The following is a 23,067-nucleotide window of genomic DNA, read 5'->3' as shown; positions in this document are numbered from 1 at the left end:
CGGCTGCCATACGGTGGTGAGCGGTGGGTGGTAGGGTTTGAGGTGTTTTAAGGCTCTAGCGCTTGATGGTCAAGCGCGAGTAGCTATAAAAACAAGAGCAATCATGCCACCGAGCGCTCGGGCGCGACCTTTTCCAGGCAGTAGCCCAGGCCGCGCACCGTGGCGATGCGGATCGGGCCGCGCTCGATCTTCTTGCGCAGGCGGTGGATGTACACCTCGATGGCGTTGTTGCTCACCTCTTCGCCCCATTCGCACAGTCGCTCGACCAGTTGTTCCTTGCTGACCAGGCGGCCGGCGCGCTGCAGCAATACCTCGAGCAAGCCCAGCTCGCGCGCCGACAGCTCGACCATGCGGCCGTCGATGGTGGCCACGCGCCCGGCCTGGTCGTACACCAGCGGACCGTGGCGGATCACGCTGGTGGTGCCGCCCATGCCGCGCCGGGTCAGCGCCCGCACGCGCGCTTCCAGCTCCTGCAGCGAAAACGGCTTGGCCATGTAATCGTCGGCGCCGAAGTCCAGGCCCTTGACGCGCTCATCCACGCTGTCGGCGGCGGTGAGGATCAGCACCGGCATGGCCGAGCCCCGGCCGCGCAGGCGCTTGAGCACCTCCAGGCCGTGCAGGCGCGGCAGGCCCAGGTCCAGTATCAGCAGATCGAATTCGCTATTGGCCAGCAGCGCGGCGTCGGCCTCGGTGCCGCTGGCCACATGGTCGACCACCGCGCCCGATCCGCGCAGCGTGCGCAGCAGGCCGTCGGCCAGCACCTGGTCGTCTTCGGCAATGAGAATTCGCATGCGTTGGTCTCCTGGTGCGCGGTCTGGGGTCGAAGCTTCGACACGCCGCGCGTGGCGGTGATTCTAGGCGTCAGTCCACCGGCGCATCACCGCCGGCATAAGCCTCCAGCCCAATGGCCACCACCGTGGCCACGTCGTGGCCGACCGCATCGCGAAACTCCGCCTCAGCCTGCGCCACGGCGCGCTGAAAAGCCTGCAGCCAGGCCAGCCCGGTGGGCGTGAAGCGCACGCGGCGTGCGCGGGCGTCCAGCGGGTCGGGCTCGCGCGTGACCAAGCCCCAGGCCTCGCACTGGTCCACCAGGTTGGCCATGGCCTGCTTGGTCATGCCCGCGCGGCGCGCCAGGTCGGTCAGCCGGTCGCCGGAGAGCGCCAGGTGGCGCGTGATGTGCACATGCGCCGCGCTGATCTGGTCACGCGCGGCCAGGTTGGACAGCGCCAGCGGCACCTCTACGTCGTGCGCCATCAGTTGCAGCACACGGGCGTCGAAGCGCCGCATGGCATGACCCAGCAGCCGGCCGAGGTGGGTGTGCCGCCAGCTGTCGCCGGCAGCCGGAGAGTGAGTCAAATCAGCCATGGGTCGATTGTCAGCCAAACTGACCAAAATTTGCTTTGAAACCTTGCAACCCGCCCATAAACTACTGTTCAAGCATCCAGCCTGTGCTTAACAGCAGATCGGATGAAACGCATAACCCCCTTGTTTTTCCAGGAGTTTTCCATGGACGTCGCAGTCAAGAACACCAACCCCGCACAACCCGTCAACGCCGAAAAGGCCAAGGCCCTGCAAGCCGCGCTGGCGCAGATCGAAAAGCAGTTCGGCAAGGGCACGATCATGCGCCTGGGCGAAGGCGAGGTGATCGAGGATATCCAGGTCGTCTCCACCGGCTCGCTGGGCCTGGACGTGGCCCTGGGCGTGGGCGGCCTGCCGCGTGGCCGCGTGGTCGAGATCTACGGCCCGGAAAGCTCGGGCAAGACCACGCTCACGCTGCAGGTCATCGCCGAGATGCAGAAGGTGGGCGGCCAGTGCGCCTTCGTCGACGCCGAGCACGCGCTGGACGTGCAGTACGCCCAGAAGCTGGGCGTGCAGCTGTCCGACCTGCTGATCAGCCAGCCCGACACCGGTGAACAAGCACTGGAAATCGTCGACAGCCTGGTGCGCTCGGGCGCCGTGGATCTGATCGTCATCGACTCGGTGGCCGCACTGACCCCCAAGGCTGAAATCGAAGGCGAGATGGGCGACGCGCTGCCCGGCCTGCAGGCCCGCCTGATGAGCCAGGCGCTGCGCAAGCTCACTGCCACCATCAAGAAGACCAATTGCATGGTCATCTTCATCAACCAGATCCGCATGAAGATCGGCGTGATGTTCGGCAGCCCCGAAACCACGACCGGCGGCAATGCGCTGAAGTTCTATGCCTCCGTGCGCCTGGACATCCGCCGCACCGGCACCATCAAGAAGGGCGACGAAGCCATCGGCAACGAAACCAAGGTGAAGGTGGTGAAGAACAAGGTGAGCCCGCCCTTCAAGACGGCCGAGTTCGACATCCTGTTCGGCGAAGGCATCAGCCGCGAAGGCGAGATCATCGACATGGGCGTAGAAGCGCGCATCATCGAAAAGAGCGGCGCCTGGTATGCCTACAACGGCGAGAAGATCGGCCAGGGCCGTGACAACGCCCGCGAATTCCTGCGCGAGAACGCTGACCTGGCGGTGGAGATCGAGAACAAGGTGCGCGAGAGCCTGGGCATCTCGCTGTTGCCGGGCGGCGTGCCCGCAGCAGCCGAGGGCAAGGCCGACAAGGCGCCCAAGGCCGACAAAGCCGACCGGGCGGAGAAGTGATCCGGGGTTGAATCCGGCACGCCCTTCCATCTGCGATTTTTGAACGAAAAGTGGCTGCAGCGCTTGATTGACAAGCGCTGCAAGCTACATTTTTCATAGCACCAATGGGTTTTGCCACGTTATCGCTCAAGGGCCGCGCGCTGCGCCTGTTGGCACAGCGCGAGCATTCCCGCGCCGAGCTGCAGACCAAGCTGTCGCGCCACGTGCAGGAAGGCGACGACCTGGCCGCCGTGCTCGACGAGTTGGAGGCCAAGGATTTCATCAACGCCGGCCGGGTCGCCGATTCGGTCGTCAACCGCCGCGCCCCCAGGCTGGGCATGCAGCGCGTGATGCAGGAGCTGCGCGGCAAAGGGCTGGACGAAGCCCTGGTGCGCGCCACGGCCGAACGCTTGAAGGACACGGAAATCGACCGCGCCCGCGCCGTGTGGCGCCGCCGCTTCGACGGCCCGCCGCAAAGCTTGCAGGAGCGCGCGAAGCAGACGCGCTTTTTGATGACGCGGGGCTTTGGCGGCGACACGGTGCGCAAGGTGTTGGCGGGTGCTTTAGAAGACGCGGGCGATGAGGGCAGCGCGGGTTGATGGGGTCTGATGAGGGCTGTACCCCGGTCGTCATGCCATGCCGGCAAGGCATAGCAGACAGAGGGCGCTGGCGCTAGGCACGCGGCGGCAGGCCGGTCATAGTGAGGCTCGACCTCCGGCCCGCGTCCGGGGGCGCAGGAGACCTTTCCATGAATAGAAGACGCTGGGCCTTTAGCGCCCTGCTGGCGCTGGGCCTGCCGCCCTTGCGCGCGTTGGCGCAACCCCTTTCCTCGCGGGCGATACGCATCGTGGTGCCGTTCGGCCCGGGCGGCGTGGCCGACCTGACGGTACGCAGCGTGGCGCAGAAGATGGCCGCGTCGCTGGGGCAAAGCATCGTGGTGGACAACAAGCCCGGCGCGGGCGGCGTGGTGGCCGCCAGCACGGTCGCCAATGCCGCGCCCGATGGGCACACCCTGCTGCTGATGTCGAACGGCACCGCAGTCAGCGCAGGCCTTTTCGCCTCACTGCCCTACGACACGGTGAAAGACTTCGCGCCCATCTCCACGCTGGGCAGCTTCGATCTGGCGGTGCTGGTGGCCGCCAACAGCCCGATCACCTCGATGCGCACCCTGATCGCCGAGGCCAAGGCCCGGCCCGGGCGCCTCAACATCGCGACCGTGCAGGTGGGCAGCACACAGCACTTGGCGGCCGAGCTGCTGAAAAGCACGCTGAACATCGACGTGCAGGTGGTGCCTTTCAACGGCACGCCCGCCGTCGTCACTGCGTTGCGCGGCGGCCAGGTGGATGCGGCCGTGGAAATACTCGCGCCCGTGACGAGCCAGATCACCGGCAAGGCGTTGCGCGGGCTCGCGGTGATGGGCGCCAGGCGCGCCAGGTCGCTGCCGGACGTGCCGACCGTGGCGGAAAGCGATGCAGCAGCAAAGGGGTTCGACGTGACTTCATGGAACGCCCTGGCGGCACCCGCCCGCACGCCGCCCGACGTGATCGCCCGGCTGAACCGCGAAGTGAACGCCGCGCTGGCCGCACCGGAGCTGCGCCGGCAGTTGCAGGAGTGGGGAGTCGAGGCGCGGGGCAGCACGCCCGCGCAGCAGGCGGCATTGCTGGCCAGCGAGATCCAGCGTTGGTCAGCCGTGATTCAGCGTGCCGGGATTCCGAAGCAATAGCCAGTAGCCGCGCGGGCACGCCCCGGTGCGCGCTGCGGAAACCTCAGCCCAGCAGCCGCTCCGGATTCGCGTCGAGCTTGGCCAGCGCGTCGCGTGTGGCGCGCGTGGTGAGGCCTTCGTCGTCCTGCCCCACCAGCAGGCCGGCCTGCAGATAGGCGCCCAGCCGGTGCAGCTGCAGCAGGTAGCTGCTGCCGTCGGTGGCGGCGAACAGATGCAGCTGCTTGCGCGCACTGTGCCAGACATACTGCACCTGGGCAGAGGCGCCGTTGTGGTCCAGCGTGTACCAGTTGCCCACCGGCAGCTCTTGTGCCCAAGCGACCATTTCGGCCTGCACCGGCGCGCCGTTGTCGGCCACCACGTGGATCGAGGACGCGTCGATGCCCAGCAGCATCTCGATGTTGTCCGCATTGAGCGGCATCTCGCCCAGCGTGGCGTCGGACAGGTAGTCTTCCAGGTTGGCCAGGCGCCGCGCCAGCGTGTCGATGTGCGCCTGCGGAATGGATGCCGTCTTGGACAGGAAGGCGTCGGCCAGCGTGTCGGTCAGCACTTTCACCTGGGCGTCCTGCGCCTCGCCGCTGGTGCCCACCAGCGCCAGCCCCTGGCGCACGCGCTGCAGCAGAGCCGGCAGGGTCTGGATGACCTTGGCGCGATCGGCGCGGTTGGGCTTGGCGCTGGCGGCCCATACCAGGTCGGCCGCCGTTTGCTTGAACACGGTGGTGTCGGCATGCTGCGGGCCGTCGCGCACGGCGGACAGGGCCAGCACCTCGGCCCAGGTCTTGAACAGGAACTCGCGGATCTCGTCGCGCACCGGCATGTCCTTGAGCAGCGCGCGCAGCTCGATGGTGTACTGGATCGCCAGCGTTTCCCGCTGCTCGACCTGCTGCGCCACCGTGACCAGGCGCGAGGTGGTCTGCTTCTCGGTCAGGAACTTGGACAGGAATTTCTCGAACTCGTCATACACCAGCTGGAACACGCGCTGCCCGGTTTCCGGGTATTGCTCGATCACCTGTACCACGCGGCGGATCTCGCCTTCCATGGCGCTGCCGCTGATGGCTGCCGCATCGAAGCCCAGCACCACCGCGCCCATGCGGTCGATGAGCTGGCGCGCGGGGTGGGTCAGGTTGCTGAAGAATTCCGGCTCGGCCAGCGCCACGCGCAGCACCGGCACCTGCAGCCGCGCGAACCACACCCGCACCGAGGGCGGAATGCGGTCTTCGCTCAGGATGCTCTGGAACATCAGGGCGACGACTTCGATGATGGCCTTTTCGCCCGCAGTCGTCGCCTTCTTCTTCAGCTCGGCAGAGCGCTCGCGCACGGCGCCCACCAGTTGCACGACGGCCACCGGGCTGTAGTCCTCGACCAAGGTGGCGCCGCCGTAATAGCTGTCGGCCTGCATGCGCTGCGCGGCCAGCGCCTGCACCAGCGCGGCCGATGCCGGCGGCGCGGGCTGGCCCGGCACACCGGGCTGACCCGGGTGCATCAACTGTCCGGGCTGCGAAAGATCGACGCCGGGCGCGGGCTGCACCAGCAAGCGCCGCAGCTGACCCATGACGCCCTGCGCCCGCTGCCGCGCACGCACCAGCGGCGTGACGAACAGGCCGGAGGGCGCGCCCGTCACGGGGCCGGGCTGGGTGAGGCCGGAGCGGAGCCCGGCGCCGCCTGCCAGCGCTTCACGCGAGGCGCGCAGCGCCTGCGTGGCCAGGCCGCCAGCAGACGATGTGGAAGCCGCGTTGACGCCGGCGTTTGCGCTGTCGGCCGCACCAGCACCACCACCACCCACCAGCGAGCCGCCGGCGGTGCGGCGCACCCGCGAGCGCAGGTCGTTGGACGCCTGCACGCCCTGGGCTTCAAGGAATGCCGCAGCTTCCTGGTACTGCGCCTGCACCAGCGCCGCCAGCTCGCGCTGCAGCGGATCGAGCGGCAACTGCAGATCGGTGCGCGGCAGGCCGGCATGCACCCACTGGTCTACCAGTGCCAGGCACAGCACTTCGGGCCGCAGGATGTCGTGGCTCTCCAGCTCCTGGCCTTCCAGTTGCTGGGTGCGCTGGCGCAGTGCATCGTAGTTGGTGCCGGCATGTTCGGCCACGGTAAGGGCGATGCGCGAGGCGAGGATCTTGTTTTCGACCACGTCGTCGCTCACCAGCTCGAAGCTGTCGGTGGCGGAAGACAGCGCGCCGCGCGACGTGGTGACCAGCGGAGCCAAGCTGCTGCGCCAGGCCCGGGCAACGCCCTCGATCCACTTCAGGTGATGCTGCTGATAGCGCGTCAGGGCATCCCGGCGGGACTGCATCTCGCGCTGTGTGGCGGTGAGGCCCGTCAACTCGACGAGGAAATCCAGCAGCTTTCTGTCGAGCGCCGGCAGCGCCGCGCACAGGCCTTCCGCAAACCGGTGCCGCGCCACACGGCCCAGCCGGCGGTGTGGAACAGGGGAAGGAACTGCTTCTTGCATACGCGCCTGATCTTAGTCGCGCCGGCCGGCCGGCCGAAAGCATGGTGAACCCTCGAACCTGGCCCGCAGTCCCTGTGCGCATGCGGCAGGCTGCAGGCCACGCACCCGGCGCGCCCGGGTGGGCTGTGCGGGTGCGTTCATAAGGTGGTTCTAGACGGCAGCGCCGGCGTTCGGGTCGTTCGGGTCGCCGTCCTTGCGGGGGGGCGTCTTGACCAGGTCTTCCCGCTTGACGCCCAGCCACATGGCGATGGCGGCAGCAACGAACACCGACGAATAAATACCGAACAAAATGCCGATGGTGAGGGCCAGCGCGAAGTAATGCAGGCTCGGGCCACCGAAGAAGAACATCGACAGCACCACCGCCTCGGTCGAGGCGTGGGTGATGATCGTGCGGCTCATGGTGCTGGTGATGGCGTGGTCGATCACCTCGTGCGTGTTCATCTTGCGGTACTTGCGGAAGGCCTCGCGGATCCGGTCGAAGATCACCACCGACTCGTTCACCGAATAGCCCAGCACCGCGAGCACGCCGGCCAGCACGGCCAGCGAGAACTCCCACTGGAAGAACGCGAAGAAACCCAGGATGATGACCACGTCGTGCAGGTTGGCGATGACCGCCGCTACGCCGAACTTCCACTCGAAGCGGAAGGCCAGGTAGATCACGATGCCCAGCACCACCACGCCCAGCGCCATCAGGCCGCCGTGCACCAGTTCTTCCCCCACCTGTGGACCGACGAATTCGGTACGACGCATGGTGACCTCAGGGTCGGCCGCCTTCAACGCGGCCAGCACCTGCTCGCTTTGCTGTGCCGAGGTAACGCCCTTTTGCACGGGCAGGCGAATCATCACGTCGCGCGACGTGCCGAAGTTCTGCACGATCACTTCGGGGTAGCCGAGGTTGGTGACGGTCTCGCGCACCTTGCCGATGTCGGCGGTCTGCGTGTAGGCCACCTCCATGACCGTGCCGCCGGTGAACTCCACCGACAGGTGCAGCCCGCGCGTGATCAGGAAGAACACCGCCAGCGCAAACGTGATGAAGGAAATCGCGTTGAGCAACAACGCGTACTTCATGAACGGAATGTCTTTTCTGATGCGGAAAAACTCCATGGTTCTTCCTCCTTAAATGTTCTTGGTCACAACGGGTGCGGACGGAGCTTCCGGCTCAGGCTTCCAGACCTGGCCGATCGACACGCTCTTGAGCTTCTTCTTGCGGCCGTACCACAGGTTGACGAGCCCGCGCGAGAAGAACACGGCCGAGAACATGCTGGTCAGAATGCCGATGCAATGCACCACGGCAAAGCCACGCACCGGGCCGGAGCCGAAAGCCAGCAGCGCCAGGCCGGCGATCAGCGTGGTGACGTTGGAGTCGAGAATCGTCGCCCAAGCACGCTCGTAGCCCGTATGAATGGCTGCCTGCGGTGACACGCCCGCGCGCAGTTCTTCCCGGATGCGCTCATTGATCAGCACGTTCGAGTCGATGGCAACGCCCAGCGCCAGCGCCAGCGCGGCGATGCCGGGCAATGTCAGCGTGGCCTGCAACATCGACAGGATCGACAACAACAGCAGCACGTTCACCGACAGGGCGATGGACGAGATCACGCCGAACAGGGCGTAGTAGATGCACATGAACACCGAGATCGCGACAAAGCCCCAGACCACACTGTTGATGCCGCGCTGGATGTTGTCTTCGCCCAGGCTCGGGCCGATGGTGTATTCCTCGATGATTTCCATGGGCGCAGCCAGCGAGCCGGCGCGCAGCAGCAGCGAGGTGTCGTTGGCTTCCGCGGTGGTCATGCGGCCGGAGATCTGCACGCGGCCGCCGCCGATTTCGCTGCGGATGACGGGCGCGGTCACCACTTCGCCCTTGCCCTTTTCGAACAGCACGATGGCCATGCGCTTGCCGATGCTCTCGCGCGTGATGTCGCGGAAGATGCGCGAGCCCTTGGCGTCGAGCGTCAGGTTCACGGTGGCTTCCTGCGTCTGGCCGTCGAAGCCGGGCTGCGCGTCAGTCAGGTTCTCGCCGGTCAGCACGACCTGCTTCTTGACGATAATCGGCTGCCCATTGCGGTCGAGGTACTTCTCGGAGCCGAACGGCACGGGGCCGGAGCCCATCTCGGCCGAACGCGCGTCGGAGCCTTCGTCCACCATGCGCACTTCCAGCGTGGCGGTGCGGCCCAAAATGTCCTTGGCCTTGGCGGTGTCCTGCACGCCGGGCAGCTGCACGACGATGCGATCCAACCCTTGCTGCTGGATCACCGGCTCGGCCACGCCGAGTTCGTTGATCCGGTTGTGCAGCGTGGTCATGTTCTGCTTGAGGGCCTGTTCCTGCACGCGGCGCACGGCCTCGGGCTTGATGGTGGCGCGCAGGCGGAATCCGTCGCCGTCCGGCGTGCTGGTGGCCTGCAGGTCCTGGAACTGGTCGGCGATGAGGTTGCGCGCAGCCGTCAGCGTGGCTTCGTCGCGCACGCGGACGTCGACCGTCTGGCCGTCCCGGCTGATGCCGCCGTGGCGGATGTTCTTGTCGCGCATGGTGGTGCGCAGGTCGCCGGCGAGCGATTCGGCCCGCTTGGTCAGCGCGGCCTGCATGTCCACCTGCAGCATGAAGTGCACGCCGCCGCGCAGGTCCAGCCCCAGGTACATGGGGCGCGCATGCAGCGCGGTCAGCCAGGCGGGCGAGCGCGAAACCAGGTTCAGCGCCACGATGTAGGGCGGATCGTTCGCGTCAGGCACCAGGGCGCGCTGGATGGCGTCCTTGGCCTTGAGCTGGTTGTCGGGCGTGTCGAAGCGCGCGCGCACCGAGTTGCCTTCCAGCACGACCTGGTCGGCGGCGACGCCAGCGGCCTGCAAGGCCGCCTCCACGCGCTGCTGCACGGCCACGTCCACCTTGACGGTGGCCTTGGCCGAGGAGACCTGCACTGCAGGCGCCTCACCGAAGAAATTGGGCAGGGTGTAGAGCACCCCCACCAGCATCACGATCACGAGGATCGCGTACTTCCAGACCGGGTAACGGTTCATGATCGCGCTTCTTCTCTCTGTTATCCAGACCCAGGCCAGCAGACGCCGTGGAACTGGCTGTGTGCCAGGCCACTGGCGTCGCCCTCCTGCCCGCGCGTCGGCGCAGAGAGAAGGGGGAAGCGGCACAGCCGCTCAGGGGGTTGTCTTTATTTGACCGTGCCCTTGGGCAAGACTTGCGCCACGGCGCTGCGTTGGACCTGCACTTCGATGCCCGAGGCAATTTCGAGGTGCAAGTAACCTTCGGACACGCGCGATACACGGCCCAGCAGACCGCCGGACGTCGCCACTTCGTCGCCCTTGGCGATGGCTTCGATCATGGCGCGGTGCTCTTTCTGGCGCTTCATCTGGGGACGGATCATGATGAAGTACAGCACCACGAACATGAGCACCAGCGGCAGCATGCCGGTGAGCGAGCCCATCAGGCCGCCGCCGGTGGCGGTGGCAGCAGGGGCGGTCTGGGCGAAGGCGGAAGAAATGAACACGGCGGGAAGCTCCACGGAGTGAGGGGTCGATTCGGACGCCCGCACTGCAGCCAACGAGGCCGGGCGGGACGTAACCGGGCATTGTATTCGGCGCCGCCCCAGCGGGCCTGTCATAACCCGCGCCCTGCCGGGCTTTGGCCGGCGCACCCGCTGTCAGCCCATCAATTCAAGCAACAAATGGGCCTCTAGCGCTTATTCCATAAGCGCTATTAGCTATGATTTTAATAGCAAATCGAATAATGAGGCCGGCAGGGATGACGCCGGCGCTCAGGCCATCTGCCGCTCGGCCCCGGGGTTGCGCCACTGCGCCATCAGGCCGTCCCACTGCGGGCGCACGGTAGCCAGGTGGCGTTCCTTCACGTGGCCGTAGCCGCGAATGCCTTCGGGGATGCGGGCGATCTCCACGGCCAGCGGCAGGCGTTCGGCCAACAGCCCGGCGAGCAGCTCGTCGATGGCCGCGCGGTATTCGCCGATCAACGCGCGCTCTGTGCGGCGTTCTTCGGTGCGGCCGAACGGGTCGAGCGCGGTGCCGCGCAGGCCCTTGCACTTCGCCAGCACCGCAAAGGCGCGGCGCATCCACGGGCCGAAGGGCTGCTTGACCAGTTCGCCCTTGTCGTTCTTCTTGGTCGTCAGCGGCGGCGCCAGGTGGTGCACCACGCGGTAGTCGCCTTCGAACATGCCGTCGATCTTGGCGACGAAGGCCGCATCGGTGTGCAGGCGGGCGACTTCGTATTCGTCCTTGTACGCCATCAGCTTGAACAGGTAGCGCGCGACGGCCTCGGTGAGCTTCGTCGTGGTGCCGACGGTGGCTTCCGCGGCCCGCACCTTGTCCACGAAGGCCTGGTATTCGGCGGCATAGGCGGCGTTCTGGTACTGCGTCAGGAAGTCCACGCGCTTGGCGATCATCTCGGCCAAGCCCGGCTTCTTGACGAACTGGATCACCTGCGCGGCCTTGAAGAGCGCCTGCACCGCGGCCAGGTCATGCGCGCAGCGGCGGCCCCATTCGAAGGCGGCCTGGTTGTTTTCGATCTGCACGCCGTTGAGCTCCATTGCCCGCATCAGCGCGGCGTGCGACAGCGGCACGCGGCCCTTTTGCCAGGCGTAGCCCAGCATCAGCGGGTTGGTATAGATGCTGTCGCCCAGCAGCTGCACGGCGACCTGGTCGGCATCGAACGCGTCCAGGCTGCCCTGCCCCACCGTGCCGGCAATGGCCGCCTCGCAGCTGCCGGCCGGAAACTGCCAGTCGGGGTTGTGCACGAAGGCAGCCGAGGGCGTGCCGTGCGTGTTCAGCGCCACGTAGGTGCGGCCCGGGTGCATGGCGGCCAGCGTGGTCTTGGTGGCGGCGACGATGGGGTCGCAGCCGATGATCAGGTCGGCCTTGGCGGTGTCGACCTTGGTGGTGTAGATGGCGTCCGGCCGGTTGGCGATTTGAATGTGGCTCCAGGTGGCGCCGCCCTTTTGCGCCAGGCCTGCTGCGTCCTGCGTGATGACGCCCTTGCCGTCCAGGTGCGCGGCCATGCCCAGCAGCGATCCGATGGTGATCACGCCCGTGCCGCCGACGCCGGCCACGACGATGCCCCACGCGGCCTCGGCCACCGGCAGCACCGGTTCAGGCAGGTTCGGCATCACCGACAGATCGCCCTTCTTTTCCTTCTTGGGTTTCTTGAGCGTGCCGCCTTCGACGGTGACGAAGCTCGGGCAGAAGCCCTTCACGCAGGAATAGTCCTTGTTGCAGCTGTTCTGGTTGATGCGGCGCTTGCGGCCGAATTCGGTTTCCACCGGCTCGACCGACAGGCAGTTCGATTGGACCGAACAGTCGCCGCAGCCCTCGCACACCAGCTCGTTGATGACCACCGTCTTGTCGGGCGTGGCCAGGGTGCCGCGCTTTCTGCGGCGGCGCTTTTCAGTCGCGCAGGTCTGGTCGTAGATGATGGCCGTGCAGCCGGCGATCTCGCGGAATTCGCGCTGGATGGTGTCCAGCTCGTCGCGGTGGTGCACCGTCACGCCTTCGGCCAGCTTCACGCCGTCGTACTTGGCCGGCTCGTCGGTCACGATGACCAGCTTGGCGATGCCTTCGGCCTTCAGGCTGGCCATGATCTGCAGCACCGAATGCCCTTCAGGCCGCTCGCCCACCTGCTGGCCGCCCGTCATGGCGACGGCGTCGTTGTAGAGCACCTTGTAGGTGATGTTGGTGCCCGCCGCGATGCTCTGGCGAATGGCCAGCAGCCCGCTGTGGAAGTAGGTGCCGTCGCCCAGGTTGGCGAACACGTGGCGTTCGGTGGTGAACGGAGCCTGGCCCACCCAGGTCACGCCCTCGCCGCCCATCTGCGTGAAGGTGGACGTGTTGCGGTCGGGCATCCAGTTGACCATGTAGTGGCAGCCGATGCCGGCCACCGCGCGCGAGCCGTCGGGCACGCGGGTGCTGGTGTTGTGCGGGCAGCCGCTGCAGAACCACGGCGTGCGGTCGCCAGTCTCCACCTTCAATTCCGCCATGCCGCGTTCGCGCGCGTCGATCACGGCCAGGCGCTCGTCCATACGGGCGACCACGTCGGACGGCACGCCCAGCTTCTTCAGGCGCTTGGCGATGGCCCGCGCGATGATCGCGGGCGTCAGGTCGGCCTTGGGGCGCAGCAGCCAGTTCTGGCTGGGGTTGGGCATGCTCCATTCGCCGCCGGAGTTGTCGCCCTCCACCTCGTCGAACTTCCCCAGCACGTTGGGCCGCACGTCGGAGCGCCAGTTGTAGAGCTCTTCCTTGATCTGGTATTCGATGACCTGGCGCTTTTCTTCGACCACCAGAATCTCTTGCAGCCCTTGAGCAAAGTCGCGGGTGATGGTGGCCTCCAGCGGCCACACCACGTTGACCTTGTGCACGCGGATGCCCAACTGGTGGCAGACGTCTTCGTCCAGGCCCAGGTCGATGAGCGCCTGGCGCGTGTCGTTGTAGGCCTTGCCGCTGGCGATGATGCCGAAGCGGTCTTTCGGGCCGGCGATCACGTTGTAGTTGAGCTTGTTGGCGCGGATATACGCCAGCGCCGCATACCACTTGTAGTCCATCAAGCGCGCTTCCTGCTCCAGCGGCGCGTCGGGCCAGCGGATGTGCAGGCCGCCCGGCGGCATGGCGAAGTCCTCGGGCATGACGATGTTCACGCGGTCGGGGTCGACCGAGACGCTGCTGGACGACTCCACCACCTCCTGGATGGTCTTCATGCCCGACCACACGCCTGAGAACCGGCTCATGGCGAAGGCATGCAGGCCCATGTCCAGAATGTCTTGCACGCTGCTGGGGAAGAACACCGGCAGGCCGCAGGCCTTGAAGATGTGGTCGCTCTGATGGGGCGCGGTGCTGCTCTTGCTGATGTGGTCGTCGCCCGCGATGGCGATCACTCCGCCGTGCTTGGATGTGCCGGCCATGTTGGCGTGCTTGAACACGTCCGAGCACCGGTCCACGCCCGGGCCCTTGCCGTACCAGATGCCGAACACGCCGTCGTACTTTTTGGTCTGCGGGTACAGGTCTAACTGCTGCGTGCCCCACACGGCCGTGGCGCCCAGCTCTTCGTTCACCCCGGGCTGGAACACGATGTGGTTCTTGGCCAGGTGCTTCTTGGCCGACCACAGCGCCTGGTCGTAAGTGCCCAGCGGGCTGCCTCGGTAGCCGCTGATGAAGCCGGCGGTGTTCAGCCCCGCCATGGCGTCGCGCTGGCGCTGCAGCATGGGCAGGCGGACCAGGGCCTGCACGCCGCTCATGAAGGCACGCCCGTCGGGTAGGGCGTATTTGTCGTCGAGCGTGACGGTCTCGATAGCGCGGCGGATGTGCTCTGGCAGCGGGGCGTTCATTGCACATTTCCTTCGCAAGCAAGCTCGACGCCAAATCCGCTACGTGCGGCGTTGCCGCCCGCCACGTCCTTGTGGTGCAACCCGCTTTGCGGGTTGTCGTCGAGCGTGACGGTCTCGATAGCGCGGCGGATGTGCTCTGGCAGCGGGGCGTTCATTGCACATTTCCTTTGCAAGCAAGCTCGACGCCAAATCCGCTACGTGCGGCGTTGCCGCCCGCCACGTCCTTGTGGTGCAACCCGCTTTGCGGGTTGTCGTCGAGCGTGACGGTCTCGATAGCGCGGCGGATGTGCTCGGGCAGTTGGGCGTTCATATTTGTCTCTCCATCGTCGTGAGGCGGCCGCGCCTCGTGGGCTTGGCCTATGCGAAGAAGTTTAGGGACGCGCGCCGGATATGTCCTTTCTCATTCGTGCCGTGTTTACCCTCGTTTCAGAAAGATCCTTTCTTGAAACAATCGATTCATGGAAGAACTGGATAAATACGACCTCGCCATCCTGCAAGAACTGCAGACCGACGCCCGCCTGACGAACGCCGAGCTGGCCCAGCGCGTGGGCCTGTCGGCGGCGCCCTGCTGGCGCCGCGTGCGGGCGCTGGAGCAATCCGGCTTCATCAAGGGCTACCGCGCCGAGATCGACCGCCACAAGATCGGCCTGGGCGTGCTGGCCTTCGTGCGGCTGGACGCCGACCGCAGCACGGGCGGGCTGACGCGCGAGATGGAGCTGGCCATCGCGCAGATTCCGGAGGTGGTGGCCTGCCACTACATCAGCGGCACCGGCACCTTCGAATTGCAGGTGGTGGCGCGCGACCTGGACAGCTTTTCGCAGTTTGCGCGCGAGGTACTGCTGAATCTGCCTAATGTGAAAGACATGCACACCAGCTTCTCGCTGGGCGAAGTGAAGGCCAGCGGAGCGCTGCCGCTGGCGCACCTGCGGCCCGCGCTGCGAAAATAATAACCAAATGTGCCTCTAGCGCTTTACTAATAAGCGCTGGTAGCTATATTATTTATAGCAAACAGCATTTCCTTAGCCTGCACCACAATACCGCCCATGCTCAGCCTTCAAGACATCCGCGACGCCGCCGCCCGCCTGCAAGGGCAGGTGCTTGACACTCCATGCGTGGAATCGCAGACGCTCTCGCAGATCGTCGGCGCGCAGGTGTTCCTCAAGTTCGAGAACCTGCAGTTCACCGCCTCCTTCAAAGAACGCGGCGCCTGCAACAAGCTCAGCCAGCTGTCGGCCGATGAGCGCCAGAACGGCGTGATCGCCATGAGCGCCGGCAACCACGCGCAGGGCGTGGCATACCACGCGCAGCGCCTGGGCCTGAAGGCCGTCATCGTCATGCCGCGCTTCACCCCCGGCGTGAAGGTGGAGCGCACGCGCGGCTTCGGCGCCGAGGTGGTGCTGCACGGCGACACGCTCGAAGAAGCCCGTGCACACGCGTTCTCCATGGCCGACACGCGCGGGTTGACCTTCGTGCATCCGTATGACGACGAAGCCGTGGCCGCCGGCCAGGGCACGCTGGGGCTGGAAATGCTGCAGGCCGTGCCCGAGCTGGACACGCTGGTCATCGCCGTGGGCGGCGGCGGGCTGATCGCCGGCATTGCCACCGCGGCCAAGGCGCTCAAGCCCGGCATCGAGATCGTGGGCGTGCAGACCTCACGCTTTCCGGCCATGGTCAACGCCATCAAGGGGACGCAGCACGTGCAGGGCACGTCGACCATTGCCGAGGGCATCGCCGTGGGCCGGCCCGGCAAGGTCACGCAGGAAATCATCGCGCGACTGGTGGACGACCTGGTGCTGGTGGATGAAGGCGACATCGAGCAGGCCGTGCTGATGCTGCTGGAGATTGAAAAGACGCTGGTGGAAGGCGCAGGCGCCGCCGGTCTGGCCGCGCTGCTGCGCTACCCCGAGCGCTTCAAGGGCCGCAAGGTGGGACTGGTGCTGTGCGGCGGCAACATCGACCCGCTGCTGCTGGCCGCGATCATCGAGCGCGGCATGGTGCGCTCGGGGCGCCTTGCCCGCATCAAGGTCAGCGCGCGCGACATTCCGGGCGTGCTGGCGCGCATCACCGCCACCGTGGCCGACGCCGGCGCCAACGTGGAAGAAGTGCATCACCAGCGCGCCTTCACGACGCTGGCCGCGCAGAACGTGGAGATCGAACTGGTGCTGCAAACACGCGGCCATGCGCATGTGCAGCAGGTGCTGGAGCAGCTAAGGGGCGCGCAGATGCAGGTCGACATGATCTGAGGGCCTCAGGGGCCGCGCGGCGAAACCTGGGCTTTTGCAGGCAGCGCGCGCGTGTCGCTGTAGGAAAACACCGGCAATTGGCGCAAATTCCCCGAACTTTCACACGCCGTTGCATCGGAGGCCCGGGTTTTCGGCACACTGCCCACCCATGCAAAAACCACAACGACGCCACTTTCTGCGCACCCTCGGCCGCGGCGCCGCGCTGGCTTCGGCCGGCACCCTCGGCCTGAACTGGACGCAGGCCTTCGCCGCCATGAAGCCACTTGGCAAGCCCCGCGCCTTCGACTTTGCCGCATTGAAGGGCGAAGCGCGCACCTTGGCCACCAAGGCCTACACGCCCCCGGCAGGCAACATTCCTCCGTCGGTGTCGGCGCTGGACTGGGACCAGTACCAGTCCATGCAATTCCAGGCCGATCACTCGCTATGGGCCGACGAGAAGCTGCGCTTTCAAGCCAAGTTCTTCCACCTGGGGCTCTTTTTCAAGAAACCCGTGCACATGTACGAACTGGCCAATGGCCAGGCGCAGGAACTGGCCTATGACCCGGCCATGTTCGACTACGGCAAGAGCGGCCTGAAGGCCGGCGACCTGCCGCCTGACTTGGGCTTTGCGGGCTTTCGCCTGAACTTCCACACCGACCCGGTGCGTGACGTGGCGGCCTTTCTGGGCGCCAGCTACTTTCGCGCCGTGGGCGGCGAATGGCAGTACGGCCTGTCTGCGCGCGGCCTGGCCATCGACACGGGCATGGAGCGGCCCGAAGAATTCCCCGACTTCACCGCGTTCTACCTGGAGCGCCCCGCGCCGGGCTCGAACACCGTCGTGGTGCTGGCACTGCTCGACTCGCCCAGCATCACCGGCGCCTACCGCTTCGCCATCACGCCGGGCGGCACGCAGGTGATGGAGATCGACGCGGCCCTGTATCCGCGCAAGACCATCGAGCGGCTGGGCATCGCCCCGTGCACCAGCATGTTCCAGCACGGCGAGAACGACCAGCGCATGGCCAACGACTGGCGCCCGGAGATCCACGACTCCGACGGCCTGTCGATGTGGCGCGGCAACGGCGAATGGGTGTGGCGCCCCATCACCAACCCGCCGACCCTGCAGTTCAACGCCTTCGCCGACCAGGGCCCGCGCGGGTTCGGTCTGCTGCAGCGCGACCGCAACTTCGACCACTACCAGGACGACGGTGTGTTCTACGAGCGCCGGCCCTCGCTGTGGGTCGAGCCCAAGGCCGACTGGGGCAAGGGTTCGATCCAGCTGGTGGAGATTCCGACCGTGGACGAGACCTTCGACAACGTGGTCGCTTTCTGGAACCCTGAGCGCAAACCGCAGGCCGGCGAGGAATGGCTGATCGGCTACCGCCTGTTCTGGGGCGCCGATGCGCCGGCCAAGCCTGCGTTGGCGCGCTGCGTGGCCACCCGCACGGGCCTGGGCGGCGTGGTGGGCCAGCCGCGCAAGTATTTCTCGTGGCGCTTTGCGGTCGATTTCGCGGGCGAGAACCTGGCCGCGCTGGGCCGCGACGCCAAGGTGGAACCAGTGATCACCGTGAGCCGCGGCAAGGTGGAGATCACCTCGGCCCGCCCCCTGGACGCCATCAACGGCTGGCGCGCCATGTTCGATGTGCGGCCAGAGGACGAGAGCACGGCGCCCATCACCATTCGCCTCTTTTTGCGCGAGAACGGTCGGCCGATCACCGAAACCTGGCTGTACCAGTGGGTGCCGCCAGCCGTGGCGGATCGCAAACCGTATTGAAGGAGTGCATCCCCCTGAGGCGCTTCGCGCCTTCCCCCTTCTCTCGCCTCGCTGCGCAAGGCGGGAAGGGGGACGCAGCCAGCGCGGCGGGGCGGCCCTTGCGCGGCTGCTGCTGGCCTAGAGCCGCGCCTGTGGCGACCGCCGTGCCACTTGGCTGCCATCCCCCCGGGAAAGGCCGCATGTGCGTCTGCGGCAGCATCGCTAGAATTGCGTAACTTTTAGGCAGAACACATGCAGGAGACAAAGCCCATGGCACACGACACCACCACGGCCCCGCACGCTGGCGAAACGCACGCACCCGACGCCATTGAGGCGGTGGTGCCGCTGATGCCCATCGTGCTGCCCGCTGTCGGCGCAGTCATCATGTTCCTGCTGGCGTTCATCGCGATCTACATGGCCTGAAGGCGCTGCTCTCGCATCGCCCGGAGCCCCGCCCAGCGGGGCTTTTTCTTTTTCCGATGCCCTTCGTTCCTACTTTTTCCTGCAAGGACTTTTCATGAGACCCGGCCACGCACTCGTTTTATTTTCCGGCGGGCAAGATTCCACCACCTGCCTAGCGTGGGCGCTCACCCACTTTGCGCACGTCGAAACCATCGGCTTCGACTACGGCCAGCGGCACCAGGTGGAATTGCAGGCGCGCATCGAAGTGCTGGCCGCCGTGCGCGAAAAGTTTCCGCAGTGGGCCGGGCGGCTGGGCGACGACCACATGATCGACCTGGCGGTGCTGGGCGAGATCAGCGACACCGCGCTCACCCGCGACACCGCCATCCAGATGACCGAAGCCGGCCTGCCGAACACCTTCGTGCCGGGCCGCAATCTGCTGTTCTTTCAGCTGGCCGCTGCCGTGGGCTACCGGCGCGGCCTGCACACCCTGGTGGGCGGCATGTGCGAGACGGACTTTTCCGGCTATCCCGACTGCCGCGATGACACGCTCAAAGCCCTGCAGGTGGCCGTGTCGCTGGGCATGGGCCAGCGCTTCACTTTTGAAACACCGCTGATGTGGATCGACAAGGCCGCCACCTGGGCGCTGGCGCGCGAGCTGGGCGGCGACGCGCTGGTGGACATCGTGGTGCGCCAGTCGCACACCTGCTACCACGGGGTGCGCGACACGCTGCACAGCTGGGGGTACGGCTGCGGAGAATGCCCGGCCTGCGCGTTGCGCCGTACAGGACATGCACAGTGGCTGGAACAAACCCCAAGCCCATCCGCCTGAACACACTGACCGCATAACCCCATGCTTTTTTTGCATGGATTTACCCCGCGTCTTACAGACACGGCCGGCGTCGGTTCATAAAATCGTCATCCCAGCCGACCCGTGGAAGGCGGGGCACCCGCCGCCCAACAAGGCAAGGGCAGCCCCTCGGCTCCACCCGCCGACTGAGCATTCAGCCGTTTTCTCAAAGGCAGCGCTCAGGAGTCTCGAGCGTGCTCACACAGGCCGCGCCGTCATCGGTTCGCTTCCTTTGAAAAAACTGTTTTTCAACCTTAGGAAGCTCCCGATGAACGCACCCACCATGCAAGGCCTGGATCTCAAGGCCCCCGCATACGTCAAGAACGCCCGCCTGCTGGCCTGGGTGGCCGACATGGCCGCCCTGTGCAAGCCCGACAGCATCTACTGGTGCGACGGCTCGCAGGAAGAGTACGACCGCTTCTGCCAGCAACTGGTGGATGCCGGCACCTTCAAAAAGCTGAACCCGGCCAAGCGCCCCGGCAGCTATCTGGCGTGGTCTGACCCGACCGACGTGGCCCGCGTGGAAGACCGCACCTACATCTGCTCGGCCAAGAAGGAAGACGCCGGCCCGACCAACAACTGGATGGCCCCGGCCGAGATGCGCAGCACGCTGCAGCCGCTGTTCGACGGCTGCATGCGCGGCCGCACCATGTACGTGGTGCCCTTCAGCATGGGCCCGCTGGGCTCGCCCATCGCCCACATCGGCATCGAACTGTCCGACAGCCCCTACGTGGCCGTCAACATGAAGATCATGACCCGTATGGGCAAGGCCGTGTACGACGTGCTGGGCGTGGAAGGTGACTTCGTGCCCTGCGTGCACACCGTGGGCGCCCCGCTGCAAGCCGGCGAAAAGGACGTGTCCTGGCCCTGCAACAAGACCAAGTACATCGTGCACTACCCCGAGACGCGCGAGATCTGGTCGTACGGCTCCGGCTACGGCGGCAACGCGCTGCTGGGCAAGAAGTGCTTTGCGCTGCGCATCGCCTCCACCATGGGCCGCGACCAGGGCTGGCTGGCCGAGCACATGCTGATCCTGGGCGTATCCAACCCCGAGGGCAAGAAGTACCACGTGGCCGCCGCCTTCCCGAGCGCTTGCGGCAAGACCAACTTCTCGATGCTGGTGCCACCCAAGGCCTTCGAAGGCTGGAAGGTCACCACCATCGGCGACGACATCGCCTGGATCAAGCCGCAAGCCGACGGCAGCCTGCGCGCCATCAACCCGGAAGCCGGCTACTTCGGCGTGGCACCGGGTACCAACTACCACACCAACCCCAACTGCATGGCCAGCCTCGACAAGAACGTGATCTTCACGAACGTCGCGCTGACCGATGACGGCGACGTGTGGTGGGAAGGCATGGAGAAGGACACCGGCAAGCTGCCCGACCATCTGATCGACTGGCAGGGCAAGGACTGGACGCCCCAGATCGCCAAGGAAACCGGCGCCAAGGCCGCACACCCCAACGCGCGCTTCACCGTGGCTGCCACCAACAACCCTGCGCTCGACGACGCCTGGGATGACCCCAAGGGCGTGAAGATCGACGCGTTCATCTTCGGTGGCCGCCGCTCCACCACCGTGCCGCTGGTGACCGAAGCCCGCAACTGGACTGAAGGCGTCTACATGGCGGCCACCATGGGTTCGGAAACCACCGCTGCCGCTGCCGGCCAACAGGGCGTAGTGCGCCGCGACCCGTTCGCCATGCTGCCGTTCATGGGCTACAACATGAGCGACTATTTCCAGCACTGGCTGAACCTGGGCGAGAAGATCGCCGCAACGGGCGCCACGCTGCCGCGCATCTACACCACCAATTGGTTCCGCAAGGATGACGCCGGCAAGTTCGTCTGGCCCGGCTACGGCGAGAACATGCGTGTGCTCAAGTGGATGATCGACCGCATCGAGGGCCGCGCTGAAGGCGAGACCACCGCCATCGGCGTCGCGCCTCAATACAGCGAGATCAACTGGACGGGCCTGGACTTCTCCGGCGAGCAGTTCAAAACCGTGACCCGCATCGACCAGGCCGCCTGGGCAGACGAGCTGAAGCTGCACACGGCGCATTTCGACCAGCTGGCCTACCACCTGCCCGCCGAAATGCTGCAGACCAAGGCCGCTCTGGAAGAACGCCTGGGCGCCTGATGCGCCGATAGCGCGGCCAAACCGCAAAAGCCCCGTGCCACCCAGGTGGCCGGGGCTTTTCTTTTGCCACTGTTCAGAGCGCCGAGGCGAACTTCAAACACCTTCAAATGACAGAGATTCTCATTTAAACCCTTTGCATCGGCTACAGTGTCGGCCGTTGCACGCGGCAGCCGCCGATGACGCCATGCTGCTGGATCACCAGCGTCTGCGCACCTCGCCCAGAGCGTGTGACAGTCACCCCGCCGCCCGGCCATGCGCCGTGGCGCACACAGTCCAGTCCTCCAGAACGGGTTCGTCGAGATGGTTGAAAAGGTTTTTGAGGAGTTTGCGCCTGCGTCCACGCGGCGCTTGTGGCTGCGCCTGTTGTGGTTGACGGTTCTCGCACTGGCAGCGGGCCTGGCGTGGTACGCCTTCTGGCGCCAGCCCAGCGTTGCACAGACCGGCCCCAACCCCTGGAACGGCCCTATTCCTGTGCGCATGGTGGCGGTGGAGCGCAAGCCGCTGGTGGAACAGATCAAGGCCATCGGCACCGTCACGCCGCTGCAGACGGTGGTGGTGCGCAGCCGGGTGGACGGTGCGCTGGCTCGCGTGCTGTTCCAGGAAGGGCAGGAAGTACGCAAAGGCCAATTGCTCGCCGAGATCGACCCCGCGCCTTACCGCGTGCGGGTGGCACAGGCCGAAGGCCAGCAGCAGCAGAACCAGGCACAGCTGCAAAGCGCAGAGCGCGACCTGGCTCGCCTGCGCACACTGTTCCAGCAAGACTCCATCGCCCGCCAGCAGCTCGACAGCCAGGAAGCGCTGGTGGCCCAGCTGCGCGGCGGCACGCAGTCCGCGCGCGCGCAGGTGGACGAAGCCCGGCTGCAGCTGTCGTACACGCGCATCGAGGCTCCGGCCAGCGGCCGCCTGGGCCTGCGCCGGGTGGATGCCGGCAACCTGGTAACCGCCAATGACGCGCAGGGGCTGGTCACCATCACGCAGACGCGGCCGATCAGCGTGGTGTTCTCGGTGCCTGAAACGCAGCTCGCCGCCGTGCGCGCCAGCTGGCGCGGCAACACCAAGCTCGCGGTACAGGCCTGGGACCGCACCGAACAGCAAGTGCTGGCCAGCGGCCGGCTGACCACGCTGGACAACCAGATCGACACTGCCACCGGAACGCTGCGCCTGCGCGCGCAGTTCGACAATGCCGACGACAGCCTGTTTCCCAATCAGTTCGTGAACGTGCGGCTGCAGGTGCGCACGCACGAAGGCGCGCTGGTGATTCCGGTGGACGCCGTGCAGTACGGCAGCCAGGGGCCCTACGTCTACACCGTGAAAGACGGCAAGGCCGCGTTGCGCCGCGTGACCGTGGGCCCGGGCGACGGCACCTCTGTGCTGATCGAGACCGGCCTGCAGGCCACCGACGCCGTGGTGCTGGAAGGCCTGGACCGGCTGCGCGAAGGCAGCAATGTGGTGCAGGTGCGCGATGGCGAGCCGCCGCAAACCGCGCAACAGCTGCAGCAATCGCAGCAGCGCGCGCAGGCGGCCTCCAAGGCCAGCAGCGCCACACCGCCGGCCACCGTGCCAGCCAGCGCAGCGGCGCCCGGCACCACCCGCTGACCGCAGTGCCCACAC

The 23,067-nt window shown here is 66.3% G+C and carries 19 protein-coding genes; 10 read left to right on the top strand and 9 right to left on the bottom strand.

The features are described from left to right. Window positions 1–101: 101 nt before the first annotated feature. A complete protein-coding gene (locus RQI28_RS14440) occupies window positions 102–791 on the bottom strand; it encodes a response regulator transcription factor (RefSeq protein WP_311223361.1) in 690 nt (229 codons plus the stop codon). Window positions 792–861: 70 nt separating this feature from the next. Beyond that, window positions 862–1,365, bottom strand: coding sequence for a MarR family winged helix-turn-helix transcriptional regulator (locus tag RQI28_RS14435; protein ID WP_311223360.1), 504 nt, complete (start codon window positions 1,363–1,365; stop codon window positions 862–864). A gap of 141 nt (window positions 1,366–1,506) precedes the next feature. On the opposite strand from RQI28_RS14435, the gene recA reads away from it, so the two are divergent. The 3 genes from recA to RQI28_RS14420 all read left to right on the top strand — a co-directional run bounded on the left by recA (window position 1,507) and on the right by RQI28_RS14420 (window position 4,324). Further along, on the top strand, window positions 1,507–2,622 hold the full coding sequence (gene recA, locus RQI28_RS14430; protein ID WP_311223359.1) for a recombinase RecA: 1,116 nt from the start codon (window positions 1,507–1,509) through the stop codon (window positions 2,620–2,622). Window positions 2,623–2,726: 104 nt separating this feature from the next. After that, on the top strand, window positions 2,727–3,200 hold the full coding sequence (recX, locus tag RQI28_RS14425; RefSeq protein ID WP_311223358.1) for a recombination regulator RecX: 474 nt from the start codon (window positions 2,727–2,729) through the stop codon (window positions 3,198–3,200). A 149-nt stretch (window positions 3,201–3,349) separates the two neighbouring features. Beyond that, window positions 3,350–4,324: a tripartite tricarboxylate transporter substrate binding protein gene (locus RQI28_RS14420; protein WP_311223357.1), complete on the top strand. Its 975-nt coding sequence runs from the start codon at window positions 3,350–3,352 to the stop codon at window positions 4,322–4,324. Between the two features lie 43 nt (window positions 4,325–4,367). On the opposite strand, the gene RQI28_RS14415 is transcribed toward RQI28_RS14420, so the two are convergent. The 7 genes from RQI28_RS14415 to RQI28_RS14385 all read right to left on the bottom strand — a co-directional run bounded on the left by RQI28_RS14415 (window position 4,368) and on the right by RQI28_RS14385 (window position 14,411). Further along, window positions 4,368–6,773 (bottom strand): DUF1631 family protein, encoded by a 2,406-nt coding sequence (locus RQI28_RS14415; protein ID WP_311223356.1) that lies wholly within the window; start codon window positions 6,771–6,773, stop codon window positions 4,368–4,370. Window positions 6,774–6,923: 150 nt separating this feature from the next. Continuing rightward, window positions 6,924–7,877, bottom strand: coding sequence for a protein translocase subunit SecF (gene secF / locus RQI28_RS14410; RefSeq protein WP_311223355.1), 954 nt, complete (start codon window positions 7,875–7,877; stop codon window positions 6,924–6,926). Window positions 7,878–7,889: 12 nt separating this feature from the next. Further along, a complete protein-coding gene (gene secD, locus RQI28_RS14405) occupies window positions 7,890–9,785 on the bottom strand; it encodes a protein translocase subunit SecD (RefSeq protein ID WP_311223354.1) in 1,896 nt (631 codons plus the stop codon). 146 nt (window positions 9,786–9,931) lie between these two features. Further along, window positions 9,932–10,267 (bottom strand): preprotein translocase subunit YajC, encoded by a 336-nt coding sequence (gene yajC, locus RQI28_RS14400; RefSeq protein WP_311223353.1) that lies wholly within the window; start codon window positions 10,265–10,267, stop codon window positions 9,932–9,934. 267 nt (window positions 10,268–10,534) lie between these two features. Continuing rightward, the gene (locus tag RQI28_RS14395) at window positions 10,535–14,101 is read right to left on the bottom strand and encodes an indolepyruvate ferredoxin oxidoreductase family protein (RefSeq protein ID WP_311223352.1); all 3,567 of its coding nucleotides are present in this window, start codon (window positions 14,099–14,101) and stop codon (window positions 10,535–10,537) included. Then, window positions 14,098–14,256 carry a hypothetical protein gene (locus tag RQI28_RS14390; protein WP_311230737.1) on the bottom strand — a complete coding sequence of 53 codons (159 nt, stop codon included), beginning with the start codon at window positions 14,254–14,256 and terminating at the stop codon, window positions 14,098–14,100. The genes RQI28_RS14395 and RQI28_RS14390 overlap by 4 nt, the downstream gene beginning before the upstream one ends. Further along, window positions 14,253–14,411 carry a hypothetical protein gene (locus RQI28_RS14385; RefSeq protein ID WP_311230738.1) on the bottom strand — a complete coding sequence of 53 codons (159 nt, stop codon included), beginning with the start codon at window positions 14,409–14,411 and terminating at the stop codon, window positions 14,253–14,255. The genes RQI28_RS14390 and RQI28_RS14385 overlap by 4 nt, the downstream gene beginning before the upstream one ends. Before the next feature lie 148 nt (window positions 14,412–14,559). Here RQI28_RS14385 and RQI28_RS14380 point away from each other — a divergent pair, with 148 nt between their 5' ends. From RQI28_RS14380 to RQI28_RS14350, 7 genes are all read left to right on the top strand, one after another. Beyond that, entirely contained in the window at window positions 14,560–15,048 is a 489-nt protein-coding gene (locus tag RQI28_RS14380; RefSeq protein ID WP_311223350.1) for an Lrp/AsnC family transcriptional regulator, read from the top strand. Between the two features lie 96 nt (window positions 15,049–15,144). After that, window positions 15,145–16,344, top strand: a complete 1,200-nt coding sequence (locus RQI28_RS14375; protein WP_311223349.1) for a threonine ammonia-lyase — start codon at window positions 15,145–15,147, stop codon at window positions 16,342–16,344. A 148-nt stretch (window positions 16,345–16,492) separates the two neighbouring features. Beyond that, entirely contained in the window at window positions 16,493–18,094 is a 1,602-nt protein-coding gene (locus RQI28_RS14370; protein WP_311223348.1) for a glucan biosynthesis protein D, read from the top strand. Between the two features lie 249 nt (window positions 18,095–18,343). Then, window positions 18,344–18,496 carry a hypothetical protein gene (locus RQI28_RS14365; protein ID WP_311223347.1) on the top strand — a complete coding sequence of 51 codons (153 nt, stop codon included), beginning with the start codon at window positions 18,344–18,346 and terminating at the stop codon, window positions 18,494–18,496. A 94-nt stretch (window positions 18,497–18,590) separates the two neighbouring features. Beyond that, window positions 18,591–19,307 carry a 7-cyano-7-deazaguanine synthase QueC gene (queC, locus tag RQI28_RS14360; RefSeq protein ID WP_311223346.1) on the top strand — a complete coding sequence of 239 codons (717 nt, stop codon included), beginning with the start codon at window positions 18,591–18,593 and terminating at the stop codon, window positions 19,305–19,307. Window positions 19,308–19,593: 286 nt separating this feature from the next. Continuing rightward, on the top strand, window positions 19,594–21,456 hold the full coding sequence (locus RQI28_RS14355; RefSeq protein ID WP_311223345.1) for a phosphoenolpyruvate carboxykinase (GTP): 1,863 nt from the start codon (window positions 19,594–19,596) through the stop codon (window positions 21,454–21,456). 300 nt (window positions 21,457–21,756) lie between these two features. After that, window positions 21,757–23,052, top strand: a complete 1,296-nt coding sequence (locus RQI28_RS14350; RefSeq protein ID WP_311223344.1) for an efflux RND transporter periplasmic adaptor subunit — start codon at window positions 21,757–21,759, stop codon at window positions 23,050–23,052. The last annotated feature ends 15 nt before the right edge of the window (window positions 23,053–23,067 follow it).

It is taken from the genome of Acidovorax sp. WCS2018Noco2-16 (assembly GCF_031843945.1).
Taxonomy (GTDB): Bacteria; Pseudomonadota; Gammaproteobacteria; order Burkholderiales; family Burkholderiaceae_C; genus Paracidovorax.
This window is presented reverse-complemented; position numbering and strand designations above follow the sequence as displayed.

What these genes read in the sequence shown, in the direction of transcription:
- RQI28_RS14440 (WP_311223361.1), bottom strand. Translation starts at nt 791, where the DNA reads ATGCGAATTCTCATTGCCGAAGACGACCAGGTGCTGGCCGACGGCCTG.
- RQI28_RS14435 (WP_311223360.1), bottom strand. Translation starts at nt 1,365, where the DNA reads ATGGCTGATTTGACTCACTCTCCGGCTGCCGGCGACAGCTGGCGGCAC.
- recA (WP_311223359.1), top strand. Translation starts at nt 1,507, where the DNA reads ATGGACGTCGCAGTCAAGAACACCAACCCCGCACAACCCGTCAACGCC.
- recX (WP_311223358.1), top strand. Translation starts at nt 2,727, where the DNA reads ATGGGTTTTGCCACGTTATCGCTCAAGGGCCGCGCGCTGCGCCTGTTG.
- RQI28_RS14420 (WP_311223357.1), top strand. Translation starts at nt 3,350, where the DNA reads ATGAATAGAAGACGCTGGGCCTTTAGCGCCCTGCTGGCGCTGGGCCTG.
- RQI28_RS14415 (WP_311223356.1), bottom strand. Translation starts at nt 6,773, where the DNA reads ATGCAAGAAGCAGTTCCTTCCCCTGTTCCACACCGCCGGCTGGGCCGT.
- secF (WP_311223355.1), bottom strand. Translation starts at nt 7,877, where the DNA reads ATGGAGTTTTTCCGCATCAGAAAAGACATTCCGTTCATGAAGTACGCG.
- secD (WP_311223354.1), bottom strand. Translation starts at nt 9,785, where the DNA reads ATGAACCGTTACCCGGTCTGGAAGTACGCGATCCTCGTGATCGTGATG.
- RQI28_RS14395 (WP_311223352.1), bottom strand. Translation starts at nt 14,101, where the DNA reads ATGAACGCCCCGCTGCCAGAGCACATCCGCCGCGCTATCGAGACCGTC.
- RQI28_RS14390 (WP_311230737.1), bottom strand. Translation starts at nt 14,256, where the DNA reads ATGAACGCCCCGCTGCCAGAGCACATCCGCCGCGCTATCGAGACCGTC.
- RQI28_RS14385 (WP_311230738.1), bottom strand. Translation starts at nt 14,411, where the DNA reads ATGAACGCCCAACTGCCCGAGCACATCCGCCGCGCTATCGAGACCGTC.
- RQI28_RS14380 (WP_311223350.1), top strand. Translation starts at nt 14,560, where the DNA reads ATGGAAGAACTGGATAAATACGACCTCGCCATCCTGCAAGAACTGCAG.
- RQI28_RS14375 (WP_311223349.1), top strand. Translation starts at nt 15,145, where the DNA reads ATGCTCAGCCTTCAAGACATCCGCGACGCCGCCGCCCGCCTGCAAGGG.
- RQI28_RS14370 (WP_311223348.1), top strand. Translation starts at nt 16,493, where the DNA reads ATGCAAAAACCACAACGACGCCACTTTCTGCGCACCCTCGGCCGCGGC.
- RQI28_RS14365 (WP_311223347.1), top strand. Translation starts at nt 18,344, where the DNA reads ATGGCACACGACACCACCACGGCCCCGCACGCTGGCGAAACGCACGCA.
- queC (WP_311223346.1), top strand. Translation starts at nt 18,591, where the DNA reads ATGAGACCCGGCCACGCACTCGTTTTATTTTCCGGCGGGCAAGATTCC.
- RQI28_RS14355 (WP_311223345.1), top strand. Translation starts at nt 19,594, where the DNA reads ATGAACGCACCCACCATGCAAGGCCTGGATCTCAAGGCCCCCGCATAC.
- RQI28_RS14350 (WP_311223344.1), top strand. Translation starts at nt 21,757, where the DNA reads ATGGTTGAAAAGGTTTTTGAGGAGTTTGCGCCTGCGTCCACGCGGCGC.